This window comes from Paracoccus sp. J56 (assembly GCF_019633685.1).
Lineage (GTDB): Bacteria > Pseudomonadota > Alphaproteobacteria > Rhodobacterales > Rhodobacteraceae > Paracoccus > Paracoccus kondratievae.
Genome location: NZ_JAFL01000012.1, coordinates 94,475 through 113,927 on the forward strand (window position 1 = coordinate 94,475; position 19,453 = coordinate 113,927).

At 64.7% G+C, this 19,453-nt stretch carries 18 protein-coding genes, 1 tRNA gene, 1 pseudogene and 1 riboswitch; of the genes and pseudogenes, 16 read left to right on the plus strand and 4 right to left on the minus strand.

Features of this window, described 5'->3' with window-relative positions; genetic code table 11:
• The first annotated feature begins 64 nt into the window (after window positions 1-64).
• The 5 genes from pqqB to M511_RS10880 are packed head-to-tail and all read left to right on the plus strand — an operon-like array spanning window position 65 to window position 3,927.
• Window positions 65-955, plus strand: coding sequence for a pyrroloquinoline quinone biosynthesis protein PqqB (gene pqqB, locus M511_RS10860; RefSeq protein WP_010397679.1), 891 nt, complete (start codon window positions 65-67; stop codon window positions 953-955).
• Window positions 952-1,731, plus strand: coding sequence for a pyrroloquinoline-quinone synthase PqqC (gene pqqC, locus M511_RS10865; RefSeq protein ID WP_085502198.1), 780 nt, complete (start codon window positions 952-954; stop codon window positions 1,729-1,731). Before pqqB ends, pqqC begins: the two co-directional genes overlap by 4 nt.
• Window positions 1,728-2,027 carry a pyrroloquinoline quinone biosynthesis peptide chaperone PqqD gene (gene pqqD, locus M511_RS10870; RefSeq protein ID WP_010397683.1) on the plus strand — a complete coding sequence of 100 codons (300 nt, stop codon included), beginning with the start codon at window positions 1,728-1,730 and terminating at the stop codon, window positions 2,025-2,027. The genes pqqC and pqqD overlap by 4 nt, the downstream gene beginning before the upstream one ends.
• Window positions 2,024-3,160, plus strand: a complete 1,137-nt coding sequence (gene pqqE, locus M511_RS10875) for a pyrroloquinoline quinone biosynthesis protein PqqE (RefSeq protein WP_010397685.1) — start codon at window positions 2,024-2,026, stop codon at window positions 3,158-3,160. The genes pqqD and pqqE overlap by 4 nt, the downstream gene beginning before the upstream one ends.
• Complete coding sequence (locus tag M511_RS10880; protein WP_010397686.1) at window positions 3,157-3,927, plus strand: quinoprotein dehydrogenase-associated SoxYZ-like carrier; 771 nt, start codon at window positions 3,157-3,159, stop codon at window positions 3,925-3,927. The genes pqqE and M511_RS10880 overlap by 4 nt, the downstream gene beginning before the upstream one ends.
• Here the strand turns inward: M511_RS10880 and M511_RS10885 are convergent.
• The 3 genes from M511_RS10885 to M511_RS10895 are packed head-to-tail and all read right to left on the minus strand — an operon-like array spanning window position 3,915 to window position 6,274.
• Window positions 3,915-4,505, minus strand: coding sequence for an ATP-binding cassette domain-containing protein (locus M511_RS10885; protein WP_010397689.1), 591 nt, complete (start codon window positions 4,503-4,505; stop codon window positions 3,915-3,917). The genes M511_RS10880 and M511_RS10885 overlap by 13 nt on opposite strands.
• Window positions 4,495-5,277 (minus strand): ABC transporter permease, encoded by a 783-nt coding sequence (locus M511_RS10890; RefSeq protein WP_010397691.1) that lies wholly within the window; start codon window positions 5,275-5,277, stop codon window positions 4,495-4,497. The genes M511_RS10885 and M511_RS10890 overlap by 11 nt, the downstream gene beginning before the upstream one ends.
• A gap of 7 nt (window positions 5,278-5,284) precedes the next feature.
• Window positions 5,285-6,274: an ABC transporter substrate-binding protein gene (locus M511_RS10895; RefSeq protein WP_085502199.1), complete on the minus strand. Its 990-nt coding sequence runs from the start codon at window positions 6,272-6,274 to the stop codon at window positions 5,285-5,287.
• 188 nt (window positions 6,275-6,462) lie between these two features.
• On the opposite strand from M511_RS10895, the gene M511_RS10900 reads away from it, so the two are divergent.
• The 10 genes from M511_RS10900 (at window position 6,463) to M511_RS10945 (ending at window position 16,545) form a co-directional block, all read left to right on the plus strand.
• Complete coding sequence (locus M511_RS10900) at window positions 6,463-7,173, plus strand: response regulator transcription factor (protein WP_010397695.1); 711 nt, start codon at window positions 6,463-6,465, stop codon at window positions 7,171-7,173.
• A complete protein-coding gene (locus M511_RS10905; RefSeq protein ID WP_085502200.1) occupies window positions 7,170-8,372 on the plus strand; it encodes an FIST N-terminal domain-containing protein in 1,203 nt (400 codons plus the stop codon). The genes M511_RS10900 and M511_RS10905 overlap by 4 nt, the downstream gene beginning before the upstream one ends.
• A gap of 3 nt (window positions 8,373-8,375) precedes the next feature.
• Entirely contained in the window at window positions 8,376-9,701 is a 1,326-nt protein-coding gene (locus M511_RS10910) for an ATP-binding response regulator (protein WP_010397697.1), read from the plus strand.
• Window positions 9,702-9,786: 85 nt separating this feature from the next.
• The gene (locus M511_RS10915; protein ID WP_010397698.1) at window positions 9,787-10,401 is read left to right on the plus strand and encodes a hypothetical protein; all 615 of its coding nucleotides are present in this window, start codon (window positions 9,787-9,789) and stop codon (window positions 10,399-10,401) included.
• Window positions 10,398-10,733, plus strand: a complete 336-nt coding sequence (locus M511_RS10920) for a hypothetical protein (protein ID WP_085502201.1) — start codon at window positions 10,398-10,400, stop codon at window positions 10,731-10,733. Before M511_RS10915 ends, M511_RS10920 begins: the two co-directional genes overlap by 4 nt.
• A 58-nt stretch (window positions 10,734-10,791) precedes the next feature.
• Entirely contained in the window at window positions 10,792-11,574 is a 783-nt protein-coding gene (locus tag M511_RS10925) for an SDR family oxidoreductase (RefSeq protein ID WP_010397701.1), read from the plus strand.
• Window positions 11,575-11,629: 55 nt separating this feature from the next.
• A riboswitch (glycine riboswitch) is annotated at window positions 11,630-11,719 on the plus strand.
• 131 nt (window positions 11,720-11,850) lie between these two features.
• Window positions 11,851-12,963 (plus strand): glycine cleavage system aminomethyltransferase GcvT, encoded by a 1,113-nt coding sequence (gcvT, locus tag M511_RS10930; protein ID WP_085502210.1) that lies wholly within the window; start codon window positions 11,851-11,853, stop codon window positions 12,961-12,963.
• A 10-nt stretch (window positions 12,964-12,973) separates the two neighbouring features.
• A complete protein-coding gene (gene gcvH / locus M511_RS10935) occupies window positions 12,974-13,330 on the plus strand; it encodes a glycine cleavage system protein GcvH (RefSeq protein ID WP_010397703.1) in 357 nt (118 codons plus the stop codon).
• A 189-nt stretch (window positions 13,331-13,519) separates the two neighbouring features.
• Window positions 13,520-16,348 (plus strand): aminomethyl-transferring glycine dehydrogenase, encoded by a 2,829-nt coding sequence (gcvP, locus tag M511_RS10940; protein ID WP_085502202.1) that lies wholly within the window; start codon window positions 13,520-13,522, stop codon window positions 16,346-16,348.
• Between the two features lie 121 nt (window positions 16,349-16,469).
• Window positions 16,470-16,545 (plus strand) — tRNA-Ala (locus tag M511_RS10945).
• Window positions 16,546-16,748: 203 nt separating this feature from the next.
• Here the strand turns inward: M511_RS10945 and M511_RS10950 are convergent.
• Window positions 16,749-16,964 (minus strand): hypothetical protein, encoded by a 216-nt coding sequence (locus tag M511_RS10950; RefSeq protein WP_040602125.1) that lies wholly within the window; start codon window positions 16,962-16,964, stop codon window positions 16,749-16,751.
• Between the two features lie 997 nt (window positions 16,965-17,961).
• Here M511_RS10950 and M511_RS10955 point away from each other — a divergent pair.
• Window positions 17,962-19,452: pseudogene (locus tag M511_RS10955) on the plus strand (baseplate multidomain protein megatron); the annotation flags it as partial.
• Between the last annotated feature and the right edge of the window lies 1 nt (window position 19,453).

The window sequence follows — 19,453 nt, forward strand, 5'->3', positions numbered from 1 at the left end:
CGCCGGTGACAACCCGGGCCCGGTTCCCACCTGATCGGGTGCCGGGCCTGCCGGAGCCTTTCCCATGCGCATCGTGATTCTCGGCACCGGCGCTGGCGGTGGCGTGCCGCAGTGGAACTGTGGCTGCCGCAACTGTGACGCCGCGCGTGCAGGGCGCATTCCCGCCATGAGCCAAAGCGGGATTGCCGTTTCCGCAAATGGCCGGGACTGGGCGTTGGTCAACGCCTCGCCCGACTTGCGCCAGCAATTGGCCGTGACGCCTGCCCTGCGGCCCGAGGGGTTGCGCGGCTCTCCGATTTGTTCGGTTCTGGTGACCAATGGTGATATCGACCATGTCGCCGGATTGCTGACCCTGCGCGAAGGGCAGGGGTTCGACCTGTTCGCCACGCCAGCTATCCATGCGGTGCTGGCGGCTAATCCGATACTGTCGGCGTTGAACCCGCAACTGGTTTTGCGGCGGGCGGTGACGCTTGACACCCGCTTTGAACTTGCGCCCGGCCTTGGCGCGACGCTTTTTGCCGTGCCGGGCAAGGTGCCGCTTTACCTTGAGGGCGACGAGGTCCGAACCGATCTTGTCGGAGAACAGACCGTCGGGGTCGAGCTGACTGCCAGAGGGCGACGCGTCTTTTACATCCCCGGCTGTGCCTCGGTGCCTGACTGGCTGCGGGCGCGGATCTCGGGGGCGGATGCGCTGCTGTTTGACGGCACCCTTTGGACCGATGACGAGATGCTGCGCGCGGGTCTTGGCGCCAAGACCGGGCGGCGGATGGGACATGTCCCGGTCTCGGGTTCCGGCGGCAGCCTTGAGGCGCTGCGCGACCTTGATCTGGGCGCGCGCATTTATGTGCATCTGAACAATTCCAACCCTCTGGTCGATCCGGCCAGCCCCGAGCGCGCCGAGGCGCAGGCGGCAGGCTGGCAGGTTGGCCATGACGGCATGGAGATCGTGCCATGACATCAGCCGACCGCCACGCGCAGACCCGCGCCGGATTTCATGAGCGTCTGCGCCGCATCGGCGCCGAGCGTTACCATGACCGTCACCCGTTCCATAAACGCCTGCACGGCGGGCGATGCACGCCGGACGAGGTGCGGGCATGGGTGATCAACCGCTGGTACTATCAGTCGCGCATCCCGATGAAGGACGCCGCCTTCATGTCGCGCGTCGAGGACCCGCAGTTGCGCCGCATCTGGCGTCACCGGATCGAGGATCACGACGGTGATCCCGATCAGGGCGGCGGAATCCGGCGCTGGCTTGCGCTGGCCCATGCCGTCGGGCTTGATCCCGATTACGTCGCAAGCGGGGTGGGCGTGATGCCGGCAACGCGCTTTGCCGTCGATGCCTATGTCCGTTTCGTGCGCGACATGCCCTTGCTTGATGCGGTGGCCGCCAGCCTGACCGAGATGTTTGCGCCCAGGATTCATGCCGAGCGTATCGAGGGTCTGCTGAGGCATTACGATTTCGCCAATGAGGCCAGTCTTGCCTATTTCCGTAACCGGCTGAGCGAGGCCCCGAAGGATGTCGAATTTGGCCTGACCTATGTGCTTGACCATGCTGACACGCGGGAAAAACAGGACGCGGCGGCTGCGGCGCTGACCTTTAAGACCGACGTTCTGTGGGCCCAGCTTGACGCTTTGTGGCATGGCTATGTCGAAGGCCGTATTCCCCCGGGCGCATGGCAGCCGGGCGAGGGGATGTTGAACCCGGCGCTTGCTGCTGCTGCGGTTTCATGAGCGGCGCGCGCATCAGCGGCGCTGCGGTGCCCTATCTGCCGCGCGGGGTCAGGCTGCATGACGACCGGGTGCGCGGTTTGCGCGTGTTGCTGGCGCCCGAGCGGGTGATCCAGCTTGATCCGGTCGGCCACGCCATTCTGTCAGAGCTGGACGGCAAGCGCAGCCTTGCCGAGGTGATCCTGACGCTTTGTTCCCGCTATGACGCCCCGGCCGAACAGATCGAGGGCGATGTGCAGGAGTTTCTGCGTGATCTGGTCGACCGGCGTATGGTGTTTCTGGACGGAGGCGCGGCATGAGAGGCGATTGCGTTCCCCGCGACATCGACGGCAACCCGGTCAGCGTCGGCCTGCCCATGGCGATGCTGGCCGAACTGACGCATCGCTGTCCGCTGGCCTGTCCCTATTGCTCGAACCCGGTCGAGCTGACGCGGGTCAGTGCCGAGCTCAGGGCCGCGGAATGGGCCGATGTGTTCCGGCAGGCCGCCGATCTGGGGGTGCTGCATGTGCATCTGTCGGGGGGTGAGCCCGCCTCGCGTCGTGACCTGACCGAGATCGCCGCTTCGGCCCGGGATGCGGGGTTATATGTCAACCTTATCACATCGGGCATCGGCCTGACCGAGGCGCGGCTGCGTGAACTGGATGGTATTGTGGATCACGTCCAGCTGTCGTTGCAGGGGATCGACGCCGAGACGGCCGACTGGATCAGCGGCTATGGCGGCAGCTTTTCCCGCAAGATGCAGGTGGCCGAATGGGTGCGCGCGCTGGGCTTTCCGTTGACGCTGAATGCGGTGGTCCATCGTCAGAACCTCGACCGCCTGCCCGAGATGATCGACCTTGCCGAGCAGTTGGGCTGCCGCCGCATCGAGGTGGCGACCGTCCAGTTTCACGGCTGGGCCGACCTCAACCGCCGCCCGCTGATGCCGACGCAGGCGCAGGCAGTCCGTGCGCGCGAGGTGGTGGATGAGGCCCGCCGCCGTCTTTTGGGCCGTATGGTCATCGACTATGTGCCCGCCGACCATCTGGCGGCCTATCCGAAAAGCTGCATGGGCGGCTGGGGATCGACCGGGCTGAACGTGGCGCCCGATGGCACGGTCCTGCCCTGCCATGCCGCGCAGACCATCGCGGGGCTGACGTTTGAAAACGTGCGTGAGGTGCCGCTGGCGCGGATCTGGCATGACGGCGCGGCATTCAACGCGTTTCGCGGTACCGGCTGGATGCCCGAGCCCTGTGCCTCATGCGACCGGCGCGAGATCGACTTTGGCGGCTGCCGTTGTCAGGCCATGGCGTTGGCCAATGACCCGCGGGCGACCGATCCGGTCTGTTCACGCTCGTCCCTGAACGCCCGGCTGCGCGCCAATACCGAGGCCGAGGCGGCCAGCGATTCCACCGTTCTGGTCTATCGCCGCATGACGAGGGAGAAGCGATCATGAGACCGGCTGTTCTGCTGACGGCGCTGATCCTTGCTTCGGGTGCTGCGGTGGCCGGGGTGACGAACCCGATGCAGCCCTCGCCCCTGTGGGACGACATGCGGCTTGCCGTCATCGGCACCGAGGAAGAGCCGCCGACCGACCCGGCGATCTTTGACCTTGACGCGCCGCCGCGCGCCGACAACCCGGCGCTGGTGCCGGTGCGGATCACCCAGCCGCCCGGGGCCCCGGCGATCCGGTCCCTGGCGCTGGTGGTGGACGGCAACCCCGCCCCGGTCGCGGCCGAGTTCACCTTTGGCGAGGCGCTGATGCCCCTGGATTTTGAGGTGCGGGTGCGGGTCGACAGCTATTCCGACCTGCGCGCCATCGCCACGCTTGCCGACGGGCGCAAGGTGATGGCGGGGCGCTATGTCAAGGCTTCGGGCGGTTGTGCGGCCCCGGCGGGCAAAAGCATGGACGAGGTGCGCGCCACCATGGGCGAGATGCGCTTTCGTCAGGCCGAGGACGCAGGCCGCCAGATTGGCACGCTGATGATCCGGCATCCCAACTTTTCGGGCCTGCAGCGCGATCAGGTGACGCTTTTGACCATCCCGGCCGAGTTCATCCAGACGCTTGAGGTGAAACAGGGTGATGCCATGCTGTTCACCATGGATGCCGGGATTTCGATTTCCGAGGATCCGGTCTTTCGCTTTGCGCATACACCCGGGCAGGGGCCGGTCACGGTTCATGCCGAGGATACCGAAGGCCGGGTCTGGGATCAGTCTTTCTGAAACCGGGCCGGACAGCCGCCAAGATGCAGGGCCAGCGCCCCCAGTGTGCGCGCCTCGGCCGGGTCATGGGTGACAAGTACAGCCCCCGCGCCGGTCCGGTTCAGCAGCGCATCGGTCAGGGCCAGCATTCGTGCCGCTGTCGCGGCATCAAGCGAGGCAAAGGGTTCGTCCATCAGCAGGATATCCGGTCCGGCGGCAAAGGCGCGCGCCAGCGCCAGCCGCCGCTGCTGGCCAACCGAAAGCTGGCGGGGGAATTTCGTCTCATGCCCCTCAAGCCCGACCTCTGAAAGCCAGTCGCGTGCAGTCGTTGCGTCGCAGCCGGTGGGCAGGGTGATGTTCGCTACTGCATCGCGCCATGGCAATAACACCGCCTCCTGGAATACCATGGCGAGGCGTTCGGCACCCTGCAACTGGCCCTGATACTGCCGGTCCAGCCCTGCGAGGATGCGCAGCAACGTCGATTTCCCGATGCCAGAAGGTCCCAGAATAGCCAGCCGCTCGCCCCGCGTGACGGACAGTGTCAGCGTCCCCAGCACCTGCCGGGGACCAAAGGATTTCGCTTCAAGGTCAAGCCGCATCCTGCCTCCAGCGATTGGCGCGGCGTTCTGCCGGGCGCAGCAGGAACAGGTCGATCGCCAGCATGACGGCGACAAAGGCCAAAGCCCAGGCCAGCACGCCCTCGACATCAAAGCTGGAAAACAGCAGGTGGATCTTGAACCCCACCCCGTTTGAGCGGCCCAGGAATTCGACCACCAGCACGATTTTCCAGATGAGCGAGATACCTGCCCGCGCCGCCCCGGCGATATGGGGCGCAAGCTGCGGCAGCACGATATGACGCAGCCGGGTCAGGGGTGACATGCGAAAGACACGGGCCATATCGTCCAGATCGGGGCGCAGCGCCCGCGTGCCCTCACGGATCATTACCGTTACGACCGGGATCTTGTTCAGTGCGACGGCCAGGATGGCGGCGGTTTCGTTCAGGCCGATCCAGATGTAGCACAGCACGATCACCACCAGCGCCGGCACATTCAGCAGGATGATCAGGCCGGGGTTCAGCCAATGATCCGCTGCCCGGCTGCGCCCCATCCACAGGCCCAGCGCCATTCCCGCCGCCATCGCCAGCGCGAAACTTGCCGCGACGCGGAACAGGGTCATGCCGCCGTTCAGCCACAGCTCGCCCCCCGAGGCAAGCCGCAGGATCCGCGCCGCTACCTCCCATGGTGCGGGCAGGGTCTGGGGCCGGTCGGTCAGCTGTGAGGCAAGCGTCCACAGCACCAGCATGGCAAGGACCGACAGCACCCCCGGCACAAGACCGGGACGCGATGGACGAGAGTTCTGCGTCTGCGTCACGCCAGCCTTACTCCGGCCACCAGAACAGACCTTCGGGCAGGGCGGTGACGCCTCCGGTCAGCTCGTCCCCGCCAAGCTCGGCCATGGTGGCGAACATCTTTTGCGCGTTTTCGGCATCGACCGGGCCATGGGCGGGGATACCGGCGCGCCAGCCTGCCTTTAACGCCTCAAACTCGGCATCATCGGCGGCCTCCATGATCGGGCGCAGATCCTGCCATGCGGCATCATCCCTGGCGAGGATGTCTTTGGCGCTGCGCGAGGCGCGGGCCAGCCCTTCGGCCAATTGCGGGTTCGAGGTGATCCATTCATCGCGCAGCACATAGCCCAGAAGCGGCGTCGAAGGATCCAGCCCCAGATCGCTGGCCGCTGTCTCGACATTGATGATCTCGCGCATGCCACGTGCCTTCATCTTGGCCTGAAAATGCCAGAAGTTGATCGCGGCATCGACTTCGCCCGTTTCGGCGGCGTTCAGGATCATCGGCGGCGCGCCGAATACCTGCTCGGTGACGCCTGCCAGATCCTCTCCCAGCTTTTCGCGCGACCATGCGCGCAGGATCAGCCAGCTTTTATCGACCGGGCCGCCGGCTATGCCGATCTTTCTGCCCTTCAGATCAGCCAGCGACTGCACCGAGCTGTCGGCGCGCACCATTACCCCGCCAACGGCAGTAGAGTAGGGCAGAAAGCGGAATCCTGTCCCGCGCGAACGCTGCTGGGCCACCCACAGCCAGTCCGAGACGATGGTATCGACCTCTCCGCCCTGCATGGCGACCTGAGTGGCGGGATTGCCGGCCAGAATCAGCGGCAGCAGGCGAAAGCCGTTCTCGACATCAAGGCCGCGCCGGCGGATCGTTTCGATTTCCCAGTTGACGGTGCCGTTCTCCAGCGTGCCGATGCGGATGGTGGGAAGTCGGGCATTGCCTTGTGAGTAGGCAGGCAGGGCCAGCCCGACAAGGGCCGCGGCCCCCGCCAGGAGGGTGGTTCTGCGGCTGAATTGCATGGTCTTTTCCCCCATCGATACGGTCAAATTGCCATGGCCCGGAGTTTCGTCCAATACCACCGAAGTTGTAGACAGATGGTACCCGACGGTCCAACAGGCTTGCGCCAGCGGGCTGCGGTCTTAAGATGGCCGCATCAAGGCCGGCTTGCCAATCCCCGGCCCTCTGTCGTTTCTTTGGGAGGAGAACGATGGCCTCAGCCGAAATGCAGTCGCATGACCGTGCCGCAACGCCAAGGCTTACCGCTGACCGAGTCCGCGAAATCCTGATCGTGGACGATCACCCGCTGATGTGTGACGCCTTAGCCCTGACATTGAAGATCAGCTTTGGGCTAAGGAATGTGCGCACTGCGCGCAGCCTGGCTGCCGCGCAAGAGCAGATCCGCAACCAGGGCGCGCCGGATGCGGTGATTCTGGACCTGAACCTGCCGGATGCCAAGGGTGCCGAAGGGCTTGTCATCCTGCGGCGCCAGATCCCGGATGTGCCAATCACCATGATCTCGGCCGATCTGGAAAATGCGATGATCTCGACCGCCATGGCGGCAGGTGCACAGGGCTATATCAGCAAGTCCCTGGGCCGCGAGGCGCTGGTCGACAGCCTGCGCCGCATGTGGGAGGGTGAGCGGGTAACCCCCGACAGCTATCAGCCCGACCATGACGGAGAAGAGGACGCGGCCCGCGCCGAGCTGGCGCGCCGATTCGCAACGTTGACGCCGCAGCAGATGAAAATCCTGCGGCTGATCTGTCAGGGCAAGGCGAACAAGGAAATCAGCTATGAGCTGTCCATCGCCGAGGCCACCGTCAAGACACACATCACCGCGATCATGTCCAAGATCAACGCCCGCCGCCGCACTCAGGCGGTGCTTTTGGCCAATAGCGTCAGGCTGTTCGACCCGGCATGAGCTCTGCCTCGCCCGAACCATGGCCGGGCAGCCGGGGGTCCGGCGAAAGCGAGGCCGCCGACCAGCAGGTCAGGCGGCCTCCGCCTGCGCCGATTGCCGTGTCTGAACCGGCCGACGGTCCTGATACCGCACAGCGCATCGCCGCCGCCATGGCACCGCTGAAACCGGCGCTGGTTCTGCTTTTCGGCATGCCCGCCGAGGGGCTGCCCGCCCTTGGCACGGCCTTGCGCGAAGCCATGGGCGAGGGGTGCCGTGTCGTCGGCTGCTCATCCGTGGGCGAGATCGGGCCACAGGGCTATTGCGCCAGGACGGTGACGGCGTTGGGTTTTCCTTCGGCCAGTTTCCGGGTCGGGGTCTGCCTTTTGCGCGATCAGGCGCTGGTGCCGGTGTCGGAATGGATGGCGACGCTGCGCAGCTTTCACGCCGATTTCCGCCCTGGTCTGCGCCGCTCCAGCTTTGGCGTCCTGCTGGCTGATGCGCTGGCCCGGCAAGAGGATGTGCTGACCGCGACGCTTGATGCGGCGATCCCCGGCCTGCCTATCGTCGGAGGGTCCAGTGCCGAGGGCATGCGCTTTGAGCCGACCTGTCAGATGGTCGATGGCGTGGCCCATCCCGGTGCGGCGCTGTTCTTGCTGATCGAGACCGACCTTGTGGCGACCGAGGTTTCATTCCAGCACTTCAGCCCCACGGACCGGCGCGCGGTGGTGACCGCGGCTGACCGGCACAGCCGTGTCATCCAGCAATTGAACGACGAACCCGCGGCACAGGAATATGCCCGGCTGGCCGGTATCCCGGTCGAGGCCTTGACACCGACCGAATTCGCCCGCCACCCGCTGCTTCTCAAGACCGGGCGGCGCCATCACGTCCGTGCCATCCGTGCGGTTACGCCCGAAGGGGGGCTGCAACTGCTGTCCGGGATCGAGGCCGGCCATATCCTGACCATCGGGCAGGCGATGGACATGACGCGCGGCTTTGCCGAAACGCTGGACGCGCTGCCCCGTCCGCCGCTGATGGTTCTGGGCTTTGACTGCGTGCTGCGGCGACTGGCGCTGGAGCGGGCGGGAATGGACAAGGAGATGTCCGAGCTTTTCGCCCGCTATCGCGTGGCTGGTTTCAACACCTATGGTGAGCAATACAGCGGCATGCATGTGAACCAGACCTTTGTCGGCATGGCGCTGATGCCACCGGCGCCGAGCTGACAGATGTTTCTGCGCGACGACGACAGCCCGCACCGGCGGGTCGAAAAGCTGACGCGCATCGCCGATGTGCTGGTCGAACGCATCGACCGGCTTGAGGAAAGCCGCGGCTCGGCATGGTCGATGTTTCAGGCCGCCGTGGCGCTGGAACAAGAGGTTCAGGCCCGTACCCGAGAGCTTGAGCAGGCGCTGGCCGACCTGTCCGAGCGCAATCGTGAACTGGCCGTCGCCCGCGCTGCCGCCGAAGAGGCGAACCGCTCAAAGACCCGCTTTCTGCGCGCGGCAAGCCATGATCTGTTGCAGCCGCTTTCGGCGGCCAAGCTGTTTCTGTCGGCGCTCAAGGACACCTCGCTGGATCCGTTGCAGCGCGAACTGACCGACCGCCTGTCCGGTGCCTTTGAATCGGTCGAAGAGCTGATGCACGCGGTGCTGGATATCTCACGCCTCGACAGTCAGCGCATCGAGTTCCAGCGCAAGCCCGTCGATCTGGGTGAGCTGTTTCGCCGCCTTGCCGTCGAATATGCGCCGATGGCCGAAGCCAAAGGCCTGCGGCTAAGCTTTGCGCCGACCTCGGCGGTGGTGGAAAGCGATCCGACCTTTCTGCGGCGGATTGCGCAGAACCTCATTTCGAATGCGATAAAATACACCGAGCACGGTGGCGTTCTGGTAGGTGTTCGCAAACGTGGTGAGCGCGCCTGGCTGGAAACCTATGACACCGGTATCGGCATTGCCGCCGCAGACCGTGCCCGCATCTTTGATGAGTTTCAGCGCCTGGGGCGCGAAAACAGCGCGCCGGGGATGGGGCTGGGTCTGTCTATCGTGCGCCGTGCCTGTGCCAAGCTTGGCCACCCGATCGCCATGGACAGCGAACCTGGGCGCGGCACCGTGTTCCGTGTCAGCCTGCCGCTGATCTTGGCCGGATGCGAGCCGACGCGGCCCGAGCGGTTTGATACGGCGCCGTTGCTGCGCGGCCTTGTTGCGCTGGTGGTCGAGAATGACGAGGCGATGCGCCGCGCCCTGCAACTGGTGCTCAAGGACCAGCTGGGCATGGTGCCGCGCGTCGCAGGCGGCATTGCCGAGGCGCTGGCGCAGATGGGTGATGAGCCCCCGGATGTGGTGATTGCTGACTACAATCTCGACAATGGCGACACCGGGCTGGATGCGATCATGGCGCTGCGCGAGGCGGCGGGTCGCGCGCTGCCGGCCATCGTCGTTTCGGCCCGGCGTGCCTCGGAACTCAGCCGGGCCTGCGGCCAGATGGGCGTGCCGGTGCTGGAAAAACCGATCCGCCCCGAGGATCTGCTGACCATGCTGCAAAAGCTGCTGACCTAAGACCAAAGCACGAAAGTCCCGGCGGCAGGCTTTCGCCGCGCGTTTCGCGGGGGCAGAGTCGCGAACAGGGAAGGGGAGACATCGCATGAGATTATGGCCGGGCCTTGCGCTGATCGGACTACTGGCCGTGCCGCTATGGGCGGGCGAGGCGGGTGACCTTGTCTTTGCCGACCGCGGCCCCTGGGACCTGTCGCAGGGAGGGCTGACCTGGGTGCTGCGCCAGACCGGGCCCGAGGCAGGGGATTTTAAACCCTTGGGCGAAGGGACGGTTACCTTGCAGGCGGTCACCGACCCTGCTGATGGCAAACCGGTGCTGGAACTGGCCGAAAAGACCGATCGCATCACGCGCCGCATCGGTCCTTTCCCTGTCTCGGGTGGCGATCCGGCGCTGGTGTTCTTTCTGGAAAACATTTCGCGCGATATGGCGATGCTGACCGGTGGCAGCCCCTTTTACATTCGCAACCGGCTCAAGGACGCGCTGTTTCGCGGCGGAGAAGTCCGGCAAGAGGGCAATGCGACCGTGGCGGTTTTTGCCCCTTTTCGCGGTGACCAGAACAGTGGGCGGATGCACGGCTTTGACAGGTTGGAGCTAAGCTTTACCTTTGGTGACCCCAAGCAGCCGATCCGGCGTATGCTGGCGCAGACTGGCCCCCTTGAAGGCGGCCTGCCAGCCTATCGCAGCGAAATGGTGTTGAAATGATCCGGGCAACCCTGACAGCCGCCCTGACGCTTTCGGCCGGCATGGTCTGGGCGCAGGCGGTGAATGATTATCCGACCAATGCGCGGGCCGATTACGTTTTCGTCTGCATGGCGGCGAACGGCCAGACGCGCGAGATGCTGGACAAATGCAGCTGTGCCATAGATCAGATCGCCGAGATCCTGCCCTATGAGGATTACGTCGCGGCCGAGACGGTGCTGGCCATGCGTCAGGTCGGCGGCGAACGTGCCGCTGTCTTTCGCAATATGGGCACCAATGAAAAGGTGGCGAATTTTCACCGTGCCGAGGCCGAGGCCGAGATCCTCTGCTTCTAATCTGGACAATGCCGGCATCCCGCGCTTCCCTGACGGCGAAACGAACAGGAGATAAGCGATGGATCTGGGGATCAGAGGCAAGCGTGGCCTCGTTTGCGCCGCGTCCAAGGGGCTGGGCCGGGCATCCGCCGAGGCCCTGGCCGAGGCAGGGGTTGATCTGGTCATCAACGCCCGCGGGGCCGACGCGCTTGAGGCCGCAGCACACGAAATTGCCACGAAACACGGCGTTTCGGTCACGCCGGTTGCCGCCGATATCACTACCGGGGAAGGCCGCGCCGCCGTGCTTGAGGCGCTGGGTGGGCGGGCCGATATTCTGGTCAATAATGCCGGCGGTCCCCCGCCTGGTGTGTGGACGGACTGGAGCCGGGATGATTTCATTAAAGCCATCGACGCCAATATGCTGACAGCTGTCGCGCTGATGCAGGCCCTTGTGCCCGGTATGATCGAGCGTGGCTGGGGGCGGGTGGTGAACATTACTTCGCAATCGGTGCGCTCGCCCATCCCGGTGCTGGGGCTGTCGAACACTGCCCGTGCGGGCCTGACGGGCTTTGTTGCGGGCATGTCGCGTCAGGTGGCTCCCCATGGTGTGGTGGTGAACAACCTGCTGCCCGGCATTCATGCGACCGACCGCGCGGACAGTCTGGACAGTGGCGTTGCCAAGGCCGAGGGCATCAGCCTTGACGAGGCACGCCGCCGCCGTGAGGCAACGATTCCCGCCCGCAGCTATGGCCAGCCCGAGGATTTCGGCGCGACCTGCGCGTTTCTTTGCAGCCAGCATGCGCGGTTTATCATCGGGCAGAACATCCTGCTTGATGGTGGAGCACTGAACGTCACCGTCTGAGGCTTGCGGGCGGCATTAGCCTCTTGCCAGAATGGTGCCGTCCGGCTACGACAAAAGTAGGAAATCGGGAGACGCTGGCGCACCGCCAGGGCCGAAGGAGCAACCGCCCCGGGAATCTCTCAGGCAAAGGGACCGTTTTCCTATGTACGCTCTGGAGAGAGACGGCATCCGCCGTCCGCCGAAGGGATAACGATCTCAGGCGCCCCCGTTCGGGGTAGGGACAGAGGGGGCATCTAACCGGGCGGGATTGGTCCGCCCGCAAGACAGGGGATGCCCATGGCCGAGCTTCGGCGTACGATGCTGTATGATCTGCACCTTTCGCGTGGCGCGAAGATGGTGCCCTTTGCCGGATGGGAAATGCCGGTGCAATATCCGATGGGCGTTCTGAACGAGCATCTGCACACCCGCGCCCATGCCGGTCTGTTCGACGTCAGCCACATGGGCCAGGTGATCCTGCGCGGCCCGGGCGTGGCCGAGGCGCTGGAGACGCTGGTGCCGACCGATGTTCTGGGGCTGGCAGAGGGACGGCAGCGCTATGGTCTTTTCACCAATGCTGTGGGTGGCATCCTTGACGATCTGATGATCGCCAATAAGGGCGATCACCTGCTCCTGGTGGTGAACGCTGCCTGCGGGGAACAGGATATCGGGCATCTGCGTCAGCTTGAGGCGCAGGGCATCTCGGTCGAGCCAGTGACGGATCGCGGCCTGCTTGCCCTGCAGGGCCCCGAGGCGGAGGCGGTTCTGACCCGCCTTGTCCCCGGCGTGGCGGCGATGCGCTTTATGGATGTGGCCGAGTTCGACTGGCAGGGCGCGACACTATGGGTCAGCCGCTCGGGCTATACCGGTGAGGACGGGTTCGAGATCTCGGTCCCCGCCGATCACGCCGTCGCCTTTGCCGAGGCGCTGCTTGCCGAACCCGAGGTGGCGCCGATCGGGCTTGGTGCCCGCGACAGCCTGAGGCTGGAGGCCGGGATGCCGCTTTACGGCCATGACATGGACGCCACCACCACGCCCGGCAAGGCTGGTCTGGGCTGGTCCATTCCGAAGCTGCGCCGCGCGGGCGGTGCACGTTCGGGCGGTTTCCCTGGCGATGAAGAAATTCTGACCGAACTGGCCGATGGTCCGTCGCGTTTGCGCCGCGGTCTGCGTCCGGAAGGGCGTGCGCCGATCCGCGAAGGGGTCGAGATCTTTGACGCGCCCGAGGGCGGCGAATTGCTGGGCCGGGTCTCGTCTGGCGGCTTTGGTCCCTCGACCGGAGGACCGATTGCCATGGCGATCCTGCCGGCCGTTCTGGCCGATGGCACGACGCTTTGGGCCGAGTTGCGCGGCAAGCGCATTCCGGTGGCCATCACCCCGCTTCCTTTCCATCAACCAAGCTACAGGCGCTGAGAGGCCAGGCATGTTGAAATACACCGAAGACCACGAATGGCTGAAACAGGACGGCGATGAGATCATCGTCGGCATCACCGCCCATGCCAGCGACCAGCTGGGGGATGTCGTCTTTATCGAACTGCCCGAGGTCGGCCGCGAAGTCGCAGAGGGCGAAGAGATCGTGGTGATCGAATCAGTCAAGGCGGCCTCGGATATCGTTGCTCCGGTTGCGGGGGTGATCACGGCGGTGAACGAGGGGCTGCCCGATAACCCCGGTGCCGTGAACGCCGATCCTGCGGGAACGTGGTTCTTTCGCATCAAACCGGCCTCGGTCGATCTATCCGGTTTCATGGACGAGGCGGCCTATCAGGCGCTGATCGGTTGAACTGGCCGGGCCTTGCGGCCCGGTGCCTGCCGGGGCTGACCGCCCCGGCAGGCGGTGGATATTTGAACACGAAAGAAGCCCGGCGGGGCGCCCGGTGGCCGGCCTGTCGAATGAGCGCGAGCCTTGCGCCGGGAATGCGGCGCAGCCTTTCGAAAATCTCTGTGAACATTAGATGCATCGAGGCCTGTGATGGGTAAGTGGACCCCGACCGATTATAATCCCGACGATTTTGCCAATCGCCGCCACATCGGACCTTCTCCGGCCGAGATGGAGGCAATGCTGAAGGTTGTGGGCGCAGCGACGCTGGACGACCTGATCTCTCAGGCCGTGCCGGCGAGCATCCGGCAGGACCAGCCTTTGGACTGGCCGGCCTTGTCCGAGGCGGGATTGCTGCAGCGCATGCGCGAGGTCGCAGCCAGGAACAAGGTCATGACCAGCCTGATCGGGCAGGGCTATTACGGGACCGTGACGCCCCCGGCAGTCCAGCGCAATATCCTTGAAAACCCGGCGTGGTACACCGCCTATACCCCTTACCAGCCCGAAATCGCCCAGGGCCGGCTGGAGGCGCTGCTGAACTTTCAGACCATGGTTGCCGATCTGACCGGCCTGCCGGTGGCGAATGCCAGCCTGCTGGACGAAGCCACCGCCGCGGCCGAGGCGATGGCCATGGCGCAGCGCGTTGCCAGGTCCAGGGCCCGCGCCTTTTTTGTCAGCGAGAACCTGCATCCTCAGACCATTGCCGTGATCGAGACCCGGGCTGCGCCTTTGGGTATCGAGATCATCCGGGGCACGGAATGCGACCCTTCACAGGTCTTTGGCGCGATTTTCCAGTATCCGGGCACCTTTGGTGAGATCCGCGATTATACCGCCGAGATTGCGGCCCTGCACGAGGCAGGCGGGGTCGCGATCATGGCGACCGACCTTCTGGCGCTGTGTCTGCTAAAAGAACCGGGCGCGATGGGCGCTGATATTGCCATCGGCTCGGCGCAGCGCTTTGGCGTGCCCATGGGCTATGGTGGGCCGCATGCTGGCTTTATGGCCTGCCGCGACGAGATGAAGCGTGCCATGCCGGGGCGGATCGTCGGTGTTTCGATCGATGCCAAAGGCAATCGCGCCTATCGCCTTGCCCTGCAAACCCGCGAGCAGCATATTCGCCGCGAAAAGGCGACCTCGAACGTCTGCACCGCGCAGGCGCTGCTGGCGGTGATGGCCTCGTTCTATGCCGTGTTCCACGGGCCGGTCGGGCTGCGCGCCATTGCCCAGCGGGTGCATCTGAATGCTGTCACGCTGGCCGATGCGCTGCGCGCCGCCGGGGCCGAGGTTGAGCCGCAGGCGTTCTTTGACACCATCACCGTGCGGGTCGGCGTGGGGCAAGCAGGCATCCTTGCCGCCGCCCGCCATCGCGGCATCAACCTGCGCAAGGTTGGCAATGACCGGGTCGGCATCTCGGTTGACGAGACGACGGATGCGGATGTTCTGGGCCGTGTGCTGGACGCCTTTGGCATCCCGGCCCCCGCAGAGTCGGCCTTAAGCCCTGCGGTCCCCGAGGCGCTGATCCGCGAAACCGACTACCTGACCCATCCGGTCTTTCATATGAACCGCGCCGAATCCGAGATGATGCGCTATATGCGCCGCCTTTCGGACCGCGATCTGGCGCTGGACCGGGCGATGATCCCTCTGGGCAGCTGCACGATGAAGCTGAACGCGGCGGCCGAGATGATGCCGATCACCTGGCCCGAGTTCGGCGCGCTGCATCCCTTTGCGCCCGAGGATCAGGCCGCCGGCTATCATGAGGTCTTTGCCGATCTGACCGAAAAGCTGTGCGCGATTACCGGCTATGACGCCTTTTCGTTGCAGCCCAACAGCGGTGCGCAGGGGGAATATGCCGGGCTGCTGACCATCGCCGCCTATCACAAGTCCCGCGGGGAAGAGCGTGACATCTGCCTGATCCCGGTTTCGGCCCATGGCACCAACCCTGCCTCGGCTCAGATGGCGGGGATGAAAGTCGTGGTGGTGAAGTCTGCCCCGAACGGCGACATCGACCTTGAGGATTTTGCCGACAAGGCGGCCAAGGCCGGTGATCGGCTGGCGGCGGTGATGATCACCTATCCGTCGACCCATGGCGTGTTCGAGGACACCCTGCGCGAGGTCTGCCGTATCACCCATGATCATGGCGGGCAGGTCTATATCGACGGCGCCAATATGAACGCCTTGGTCGGGTTGGTCCGCCCGGGCGAGATTGGCGGGGACGTCAGCCACCTGAACCTGCACAAGACCTTTGCCATCCCGCATGGCGGCGGCGGACCCGGCATGGGGCCGATCGGGGTCAAGGCGCATCTGGCGCCCTTCTTGCCCGCCGATCCGCGCAACGGTGCGGGGGCGGTGTCGGCCGCGCCATGGGGGTCGGCCTCGATCCTGCTGATCTCATGGGCGTATATCCTGATGATGGGTGGTGCAGGGCTGACGCAGGCAACGCGCGTTGCGATCCTGAATGCGAACTATATCGCCAGCCGCCTTTCAGGGGCCTATCCGGTTCTGTTCATGGGTAACCGTGGGCGGGTGGCGCATGAGTGCATCCTTGATATGCGGCCTTTTCAGGAGCATGGGGTGACGGTGGACGATATCGCCAAGCGGCTGATCGACAACGGCTTCCACGCCCCGACGATGAGCTGGCCTGTCGCCGGCACGTTGATGGTCGAGCCGACCGAGTCAGAGACCAAGGCCGAGATCGACCGGTTGATCACAGCCTTTCTCGCTATCCGGGAAGAGATCGGTGATATCGCCGGGGGTCGGATAAGCGCCGAATCCAGCCCTCTGCGTCATGCCCCGCATACGGTTGAGGATCTGGTGGCGGATTGGGATCGCCCCTATTCGCGTGAGCAGGGCTGCTTCCCGCCCGGGGCTTTCCGGGTGGACAAGTACTGGCCCCCGGTCGGGCGGGTGGACAACGCCTATGGCGACCGCAACCTTGTCTGCACCTGTCCTCCGGTCGAAGACTATGCAGAAGCGGCCGAATGACCCGGCCCCGAGGCCCTGCCGGCACTGCTGGCGGGGCTTTTTTGGCGGTGCGAAAGGCTTGTGTTTCCCTTTCCTCGGCCACTTGACAAGCCCGGGAAGGTAGGCGAGATAGCGCGTCAATGGGGCCGTAGCTCAGTTGGTAGAGCGCATCGTTCGCAATGATGAGGCCAGGGGTTCGATTCCCCTCGGCTCCACCAAGCATAATCTGCAAGTGTTTGATTTATCGATAAACTTCTTGGGATTTTTCCCAGCCGCCCCACAATTTACCCCACACCGCGCGCTGGATGCCCTGATACTTCACGATACCGCGTTAGACTTCGCCGCGCCTCAACCCGCGCAGAAACCGGGTCGTTTTCGACCCGGTTTGGGCCTGTTGCCATGACCGTGAAGGGGGATGAGATCAGATCAGGGTTGCCCAGATCGGCAGCTTGCAGGCTTCGTGGATTTCGTCACGGCGAAGGCCAAGGTCAGCGGCAGAATAAGCGTTGTCGCCTCCAACGCTTTTCGGACGACCTGTTTCCGGCCCCGCCACCTCTCCCCGCTCCTGCGCCGCGTCGTATTCCTCGGCCAGCCGCATCTCGGCGCGGGCGCTACAGCCCCACAGGGCCGCGCACACGCCAATCCCGGCCTCGCGGCATAGGGGCAATCAAAGGGCGGTCGCCCGCCTTAATGTTCTGACTTGCACCATGCTGCGGAAAATCCCCCTTCAAACTGCACGCAAAAAAAATTCACTGGTCATCGCTGGTCCCCTGCTACAAGGTTTCAGACTTTGACCCACCCCCCGGCTATGCGCCAGACCATTGACAGCGGGAAGCGCCACAAGGCCGGGGTGACGGCAGGGGTTAAATCACAAAGCGCACCCCTTGCAGCAGGTTAGCCACACAGCCCCACAGCGCCGCACACAGACGCCTTCCGGCTTCACGGCGGAACGCCGCAATGGCAAAGGCGCGCCCCAGCGGCCTTCCTATGGCCGTGAAGGGGTATCCCTGCACTAGCACGGCATTAGGGTAATCTTAGGGTAATCGGGGACATACCTGCTTCGCGGGCTGCGTCGGTGCGAGAAAGAAGGTGGTCGCCCGCCTCTTTTACCGATGGGGAATTGTGCATACCCGTTGCGGGTTCGATCTGCTTAAGCAGTTCCTCTGTCTGACAAATGGCATGGGTACGGATGCGTTGTGCCATGCGCTCAAACTGGTTATCCTCGGCCTGCTTGGCCTTGTGTGGGGACCTTAACATTTCTTGACATGCGTGGCCTTGCTGCTTTGCAGTTCTGGCGCTGTATCCCGCTCTTTTTCTGGCGCAAAGAAATGTCAGGTTCTTATGCGGCATTGGGCGGGCCGGAATTTTTTCTTACGGTTTAGCAGCGGGAAGCTGGGCGGCGGGTCCGGGGCTGGCGGGGCTTGGAGTTTTGCATACCCCCCCCCCGCTGATCGGTCAGGCGGTTTTGATTTTCTCTTGATATTTTTCAAGTGCCTGCCCTCGCGCGCGTATTGTGCTACGATACAGCCTGCCTCAGCCGCCGCGCCTTCGAACTTCTGTATGCGGACGCTTACGCTCCACGCGCGTAATGACCGGAAGCAAATCTTCACGCTCGGCTTCGTAGCGCCGTATCACACATCTGGGCCGACGGCAAACCGATGGACCTCTCGGGCGTCACCTGGCGCTGGTATCCGGGCGACGAGATGCAGACCGCCGATCCCTTCATGGCCACGAAGATGGGAGCTTTGAGCACGCCCGCCTATCGCGGCACGGCCTATGTCGTCTTCGAGGAACTGCCGCTCTCCAGCTACGGCAACCGCCTGCCGCAGCTTTCCTTCGAGGTGTTCCGGCCGCTCGCCGATCCCGACACGGCCGAAGGACTGACCCGCGCCGTCACCATGATCCCGGCCTCGGGTGAGTTCACCTATGCCACGCAGGCCATCCGCAAATCCGCAGGCGGTGCGACACAACCCGAAAACCTGAACGCGCTGCCGGATGCCACCGACATCGTGGTGGCGCTCGACCGGCTGCAGGCCATGGTCCCGGCGGTTGAGAGCGTGAGCCTCGTCGTCGCCTGGTTCGGCGACGATCTGCGCGTGGGATCCTGCAAGGTGCGGCCCGTCGTCGAGGTGTCCGCCAAGTCGACCACGCCTCTGTCTTGGTCGGTCAACGGCGTCAGCCGCGCCAATGCCTTCCTCGTCAGCCGCGACGATCAGGATCGCCCGGTCTATGGCGGCACGCCGTCCGACTTCGCCGTCGTGCAGGCCATCCGGGAGATGAAGGCGCGCGGGCTGCGCGTCACCTTCTACCCCTTCCTGCTGATGGACGTCCCGCCCGGCAACACGCTGGCGAACCCTTACAGCGCGAATGCCGCGACGCTGGGCCAGCCGAGTTTCCCTTGGCGGGGCAGGATCACCTGTTCCCCGGCGGCAGGCTTTGCGGGGACCGTCGACAAGACGGCCGTCGCCGCCGCGCAGGTCTCGGCCTTCTTCGGCGCAGCCACGCCGGCGCAGTTCGCGATCTCCGGCGACACCGTCAGCTGGACCGGTCCCTCGAGCGATTGGGGCCTGCGGCGGATGATCCTGCACTACGCCCATCTCTGCGCGGTGGCAGGCGGGGTCGATGCTTTCCTGATCGGCAGCGAGATGCGCGGGCTGACCACGATCCGCTCCAGCGCCAGCGCCTATCCGGCCGTTACCGCTTTCAAGGCGCTGGCGGCGGATGTGAAGTCGGTCCTCGGGCCGGGCACCAAGGTTGGCTACGCCTCGGACTGGTCGGAGTATTTCGGGCACCAACCGGGTGATGGGACCGGGGATGTGTTCTTCCACCTCGACCCGCTCTGGTCCGATGCCAACATCGATTTCATCGGCATCGACAACTACATGCCGCTGTCGGATTGGCGCGATGGGTTCGACCATGCCGATGCCCTGCAGAGTTGGCCCGCGATCCATGATCGCGGCTATCTGCAGGCCAACATCGCGGGCGGCGAAGGTTTCGACTGGTTCTATGCCAGCGCCGCCGACCGCTCGGCCCAGATACGCACCCCCATCACTGACGGAGCCTCGGGCAAGCCGTGGGTCTTCCGCTACAAGGATCTGCGCGCCTGGTGGTCGAACCCGCACTTCA

Coding starts and splice junctions, on each gene's coding strand:
- pqqB (WP_010397679.1), top strand. CDS start 65: ATGCGCATCGTGATTCTCGGCACCGGCGCTGGCGGTGGCGTGCCGCAG.
- pqqC (WP_085502198.1), top strand. CDS start 952: ATGACATCAGCCGACCGCCACGCGCAGACCCGCGCCGGATTTCATGAG.
- pqqD (WP_010397683.1), top strand. CDS start 1,728: ATGAGCGGCGCGCGCATCAGCGGCGCTGCGGTGCCCTATCTGCCGCGC.
- pqqE (WP_010397685.1), top strand. CDS start 2,024: ATGAGAGGCGATTGCGTTCCCCGCGACATCGACGGCAACCCGGTCAGC.
- M511_RS10880 (WP_010397686.1), top strand. CDS start 3,157: ATGAGACCGGCTGTTCTGCTGACGGCGCTGATCCTTGCTTCGGGTGCT.
- M511_RS10885 (WP_010397689.1), bottom strand. CDS start 4,505: ATGCGGCTTGACCTTGAAGCGAAATCCTTTGGTCCCCGGCAGGTGCTG.
- M511_RS10895 (WP_085502199.1), bottom strand. CDS start 6,274: ATGCAATTCAGCCGCAGAACCACCCTCCTGGCGGGGGCCGCGGCCCTT.
- M511_RS10900 (WP_010397695.1), top strand. CDS start 6,463: ATGGCCTCAGCCGAAATGCAGTCGCATGACCGTGCCGCAACGCCAAGG.
- M511_RS10905 (WP_085502200.1), top strand. CDS start 7,170: ATGAGCTCTGCCTCGCCCGAACCATGGCCGGGCAGCCGGGGGTCCGGC.
- M511_RS10910 (WP_010397697.1), top strand. CDS start 8,376: ATGTTTCTGCGCGACGACGACAGCCCGCACCGGCGGGTCGAAAAGCTG.
- M511_RS10915 (WP_010397698.1), top strand. CDS start 9,787: ATGAGATTATGGCCGGGCCTTGCGCTGATCGGACTACTGGCCGTGCCG.
- M511_RS10920 (WP_085502201.1), top strand. CDS start 10,398: ATGATCCGGGCAACCCTGACAGCCGCCCTGACGCTTTCGGCCGGCATG.
- M511_RS10925 (WP_010397701.1), top strand. CDS start 10,792: ATGGATCTGGGGATCAGAGGCAAGCGTGGCCTCGTTTGCGCCGCGTCC.
- gcvT (WP_085502210.1), top strand. CDS start 11,851: ATGGCCGAGCTTCGGCGTACGATGCTGTATGATCTGCACCTTTCGCGT.
- gcvH (WP_010397703.1), top strand. CDS start 12,974: ATGTTGAAATACACCGAAGACCACGAATGGCTGAAACAGGACGGCGAT.
- gcvP (WP_085502202.1), top strand. CDS start 13,520: ATGGGTAAGTGGACCCCGACCGATTATAATCCCGACGATTTTGCCAAT.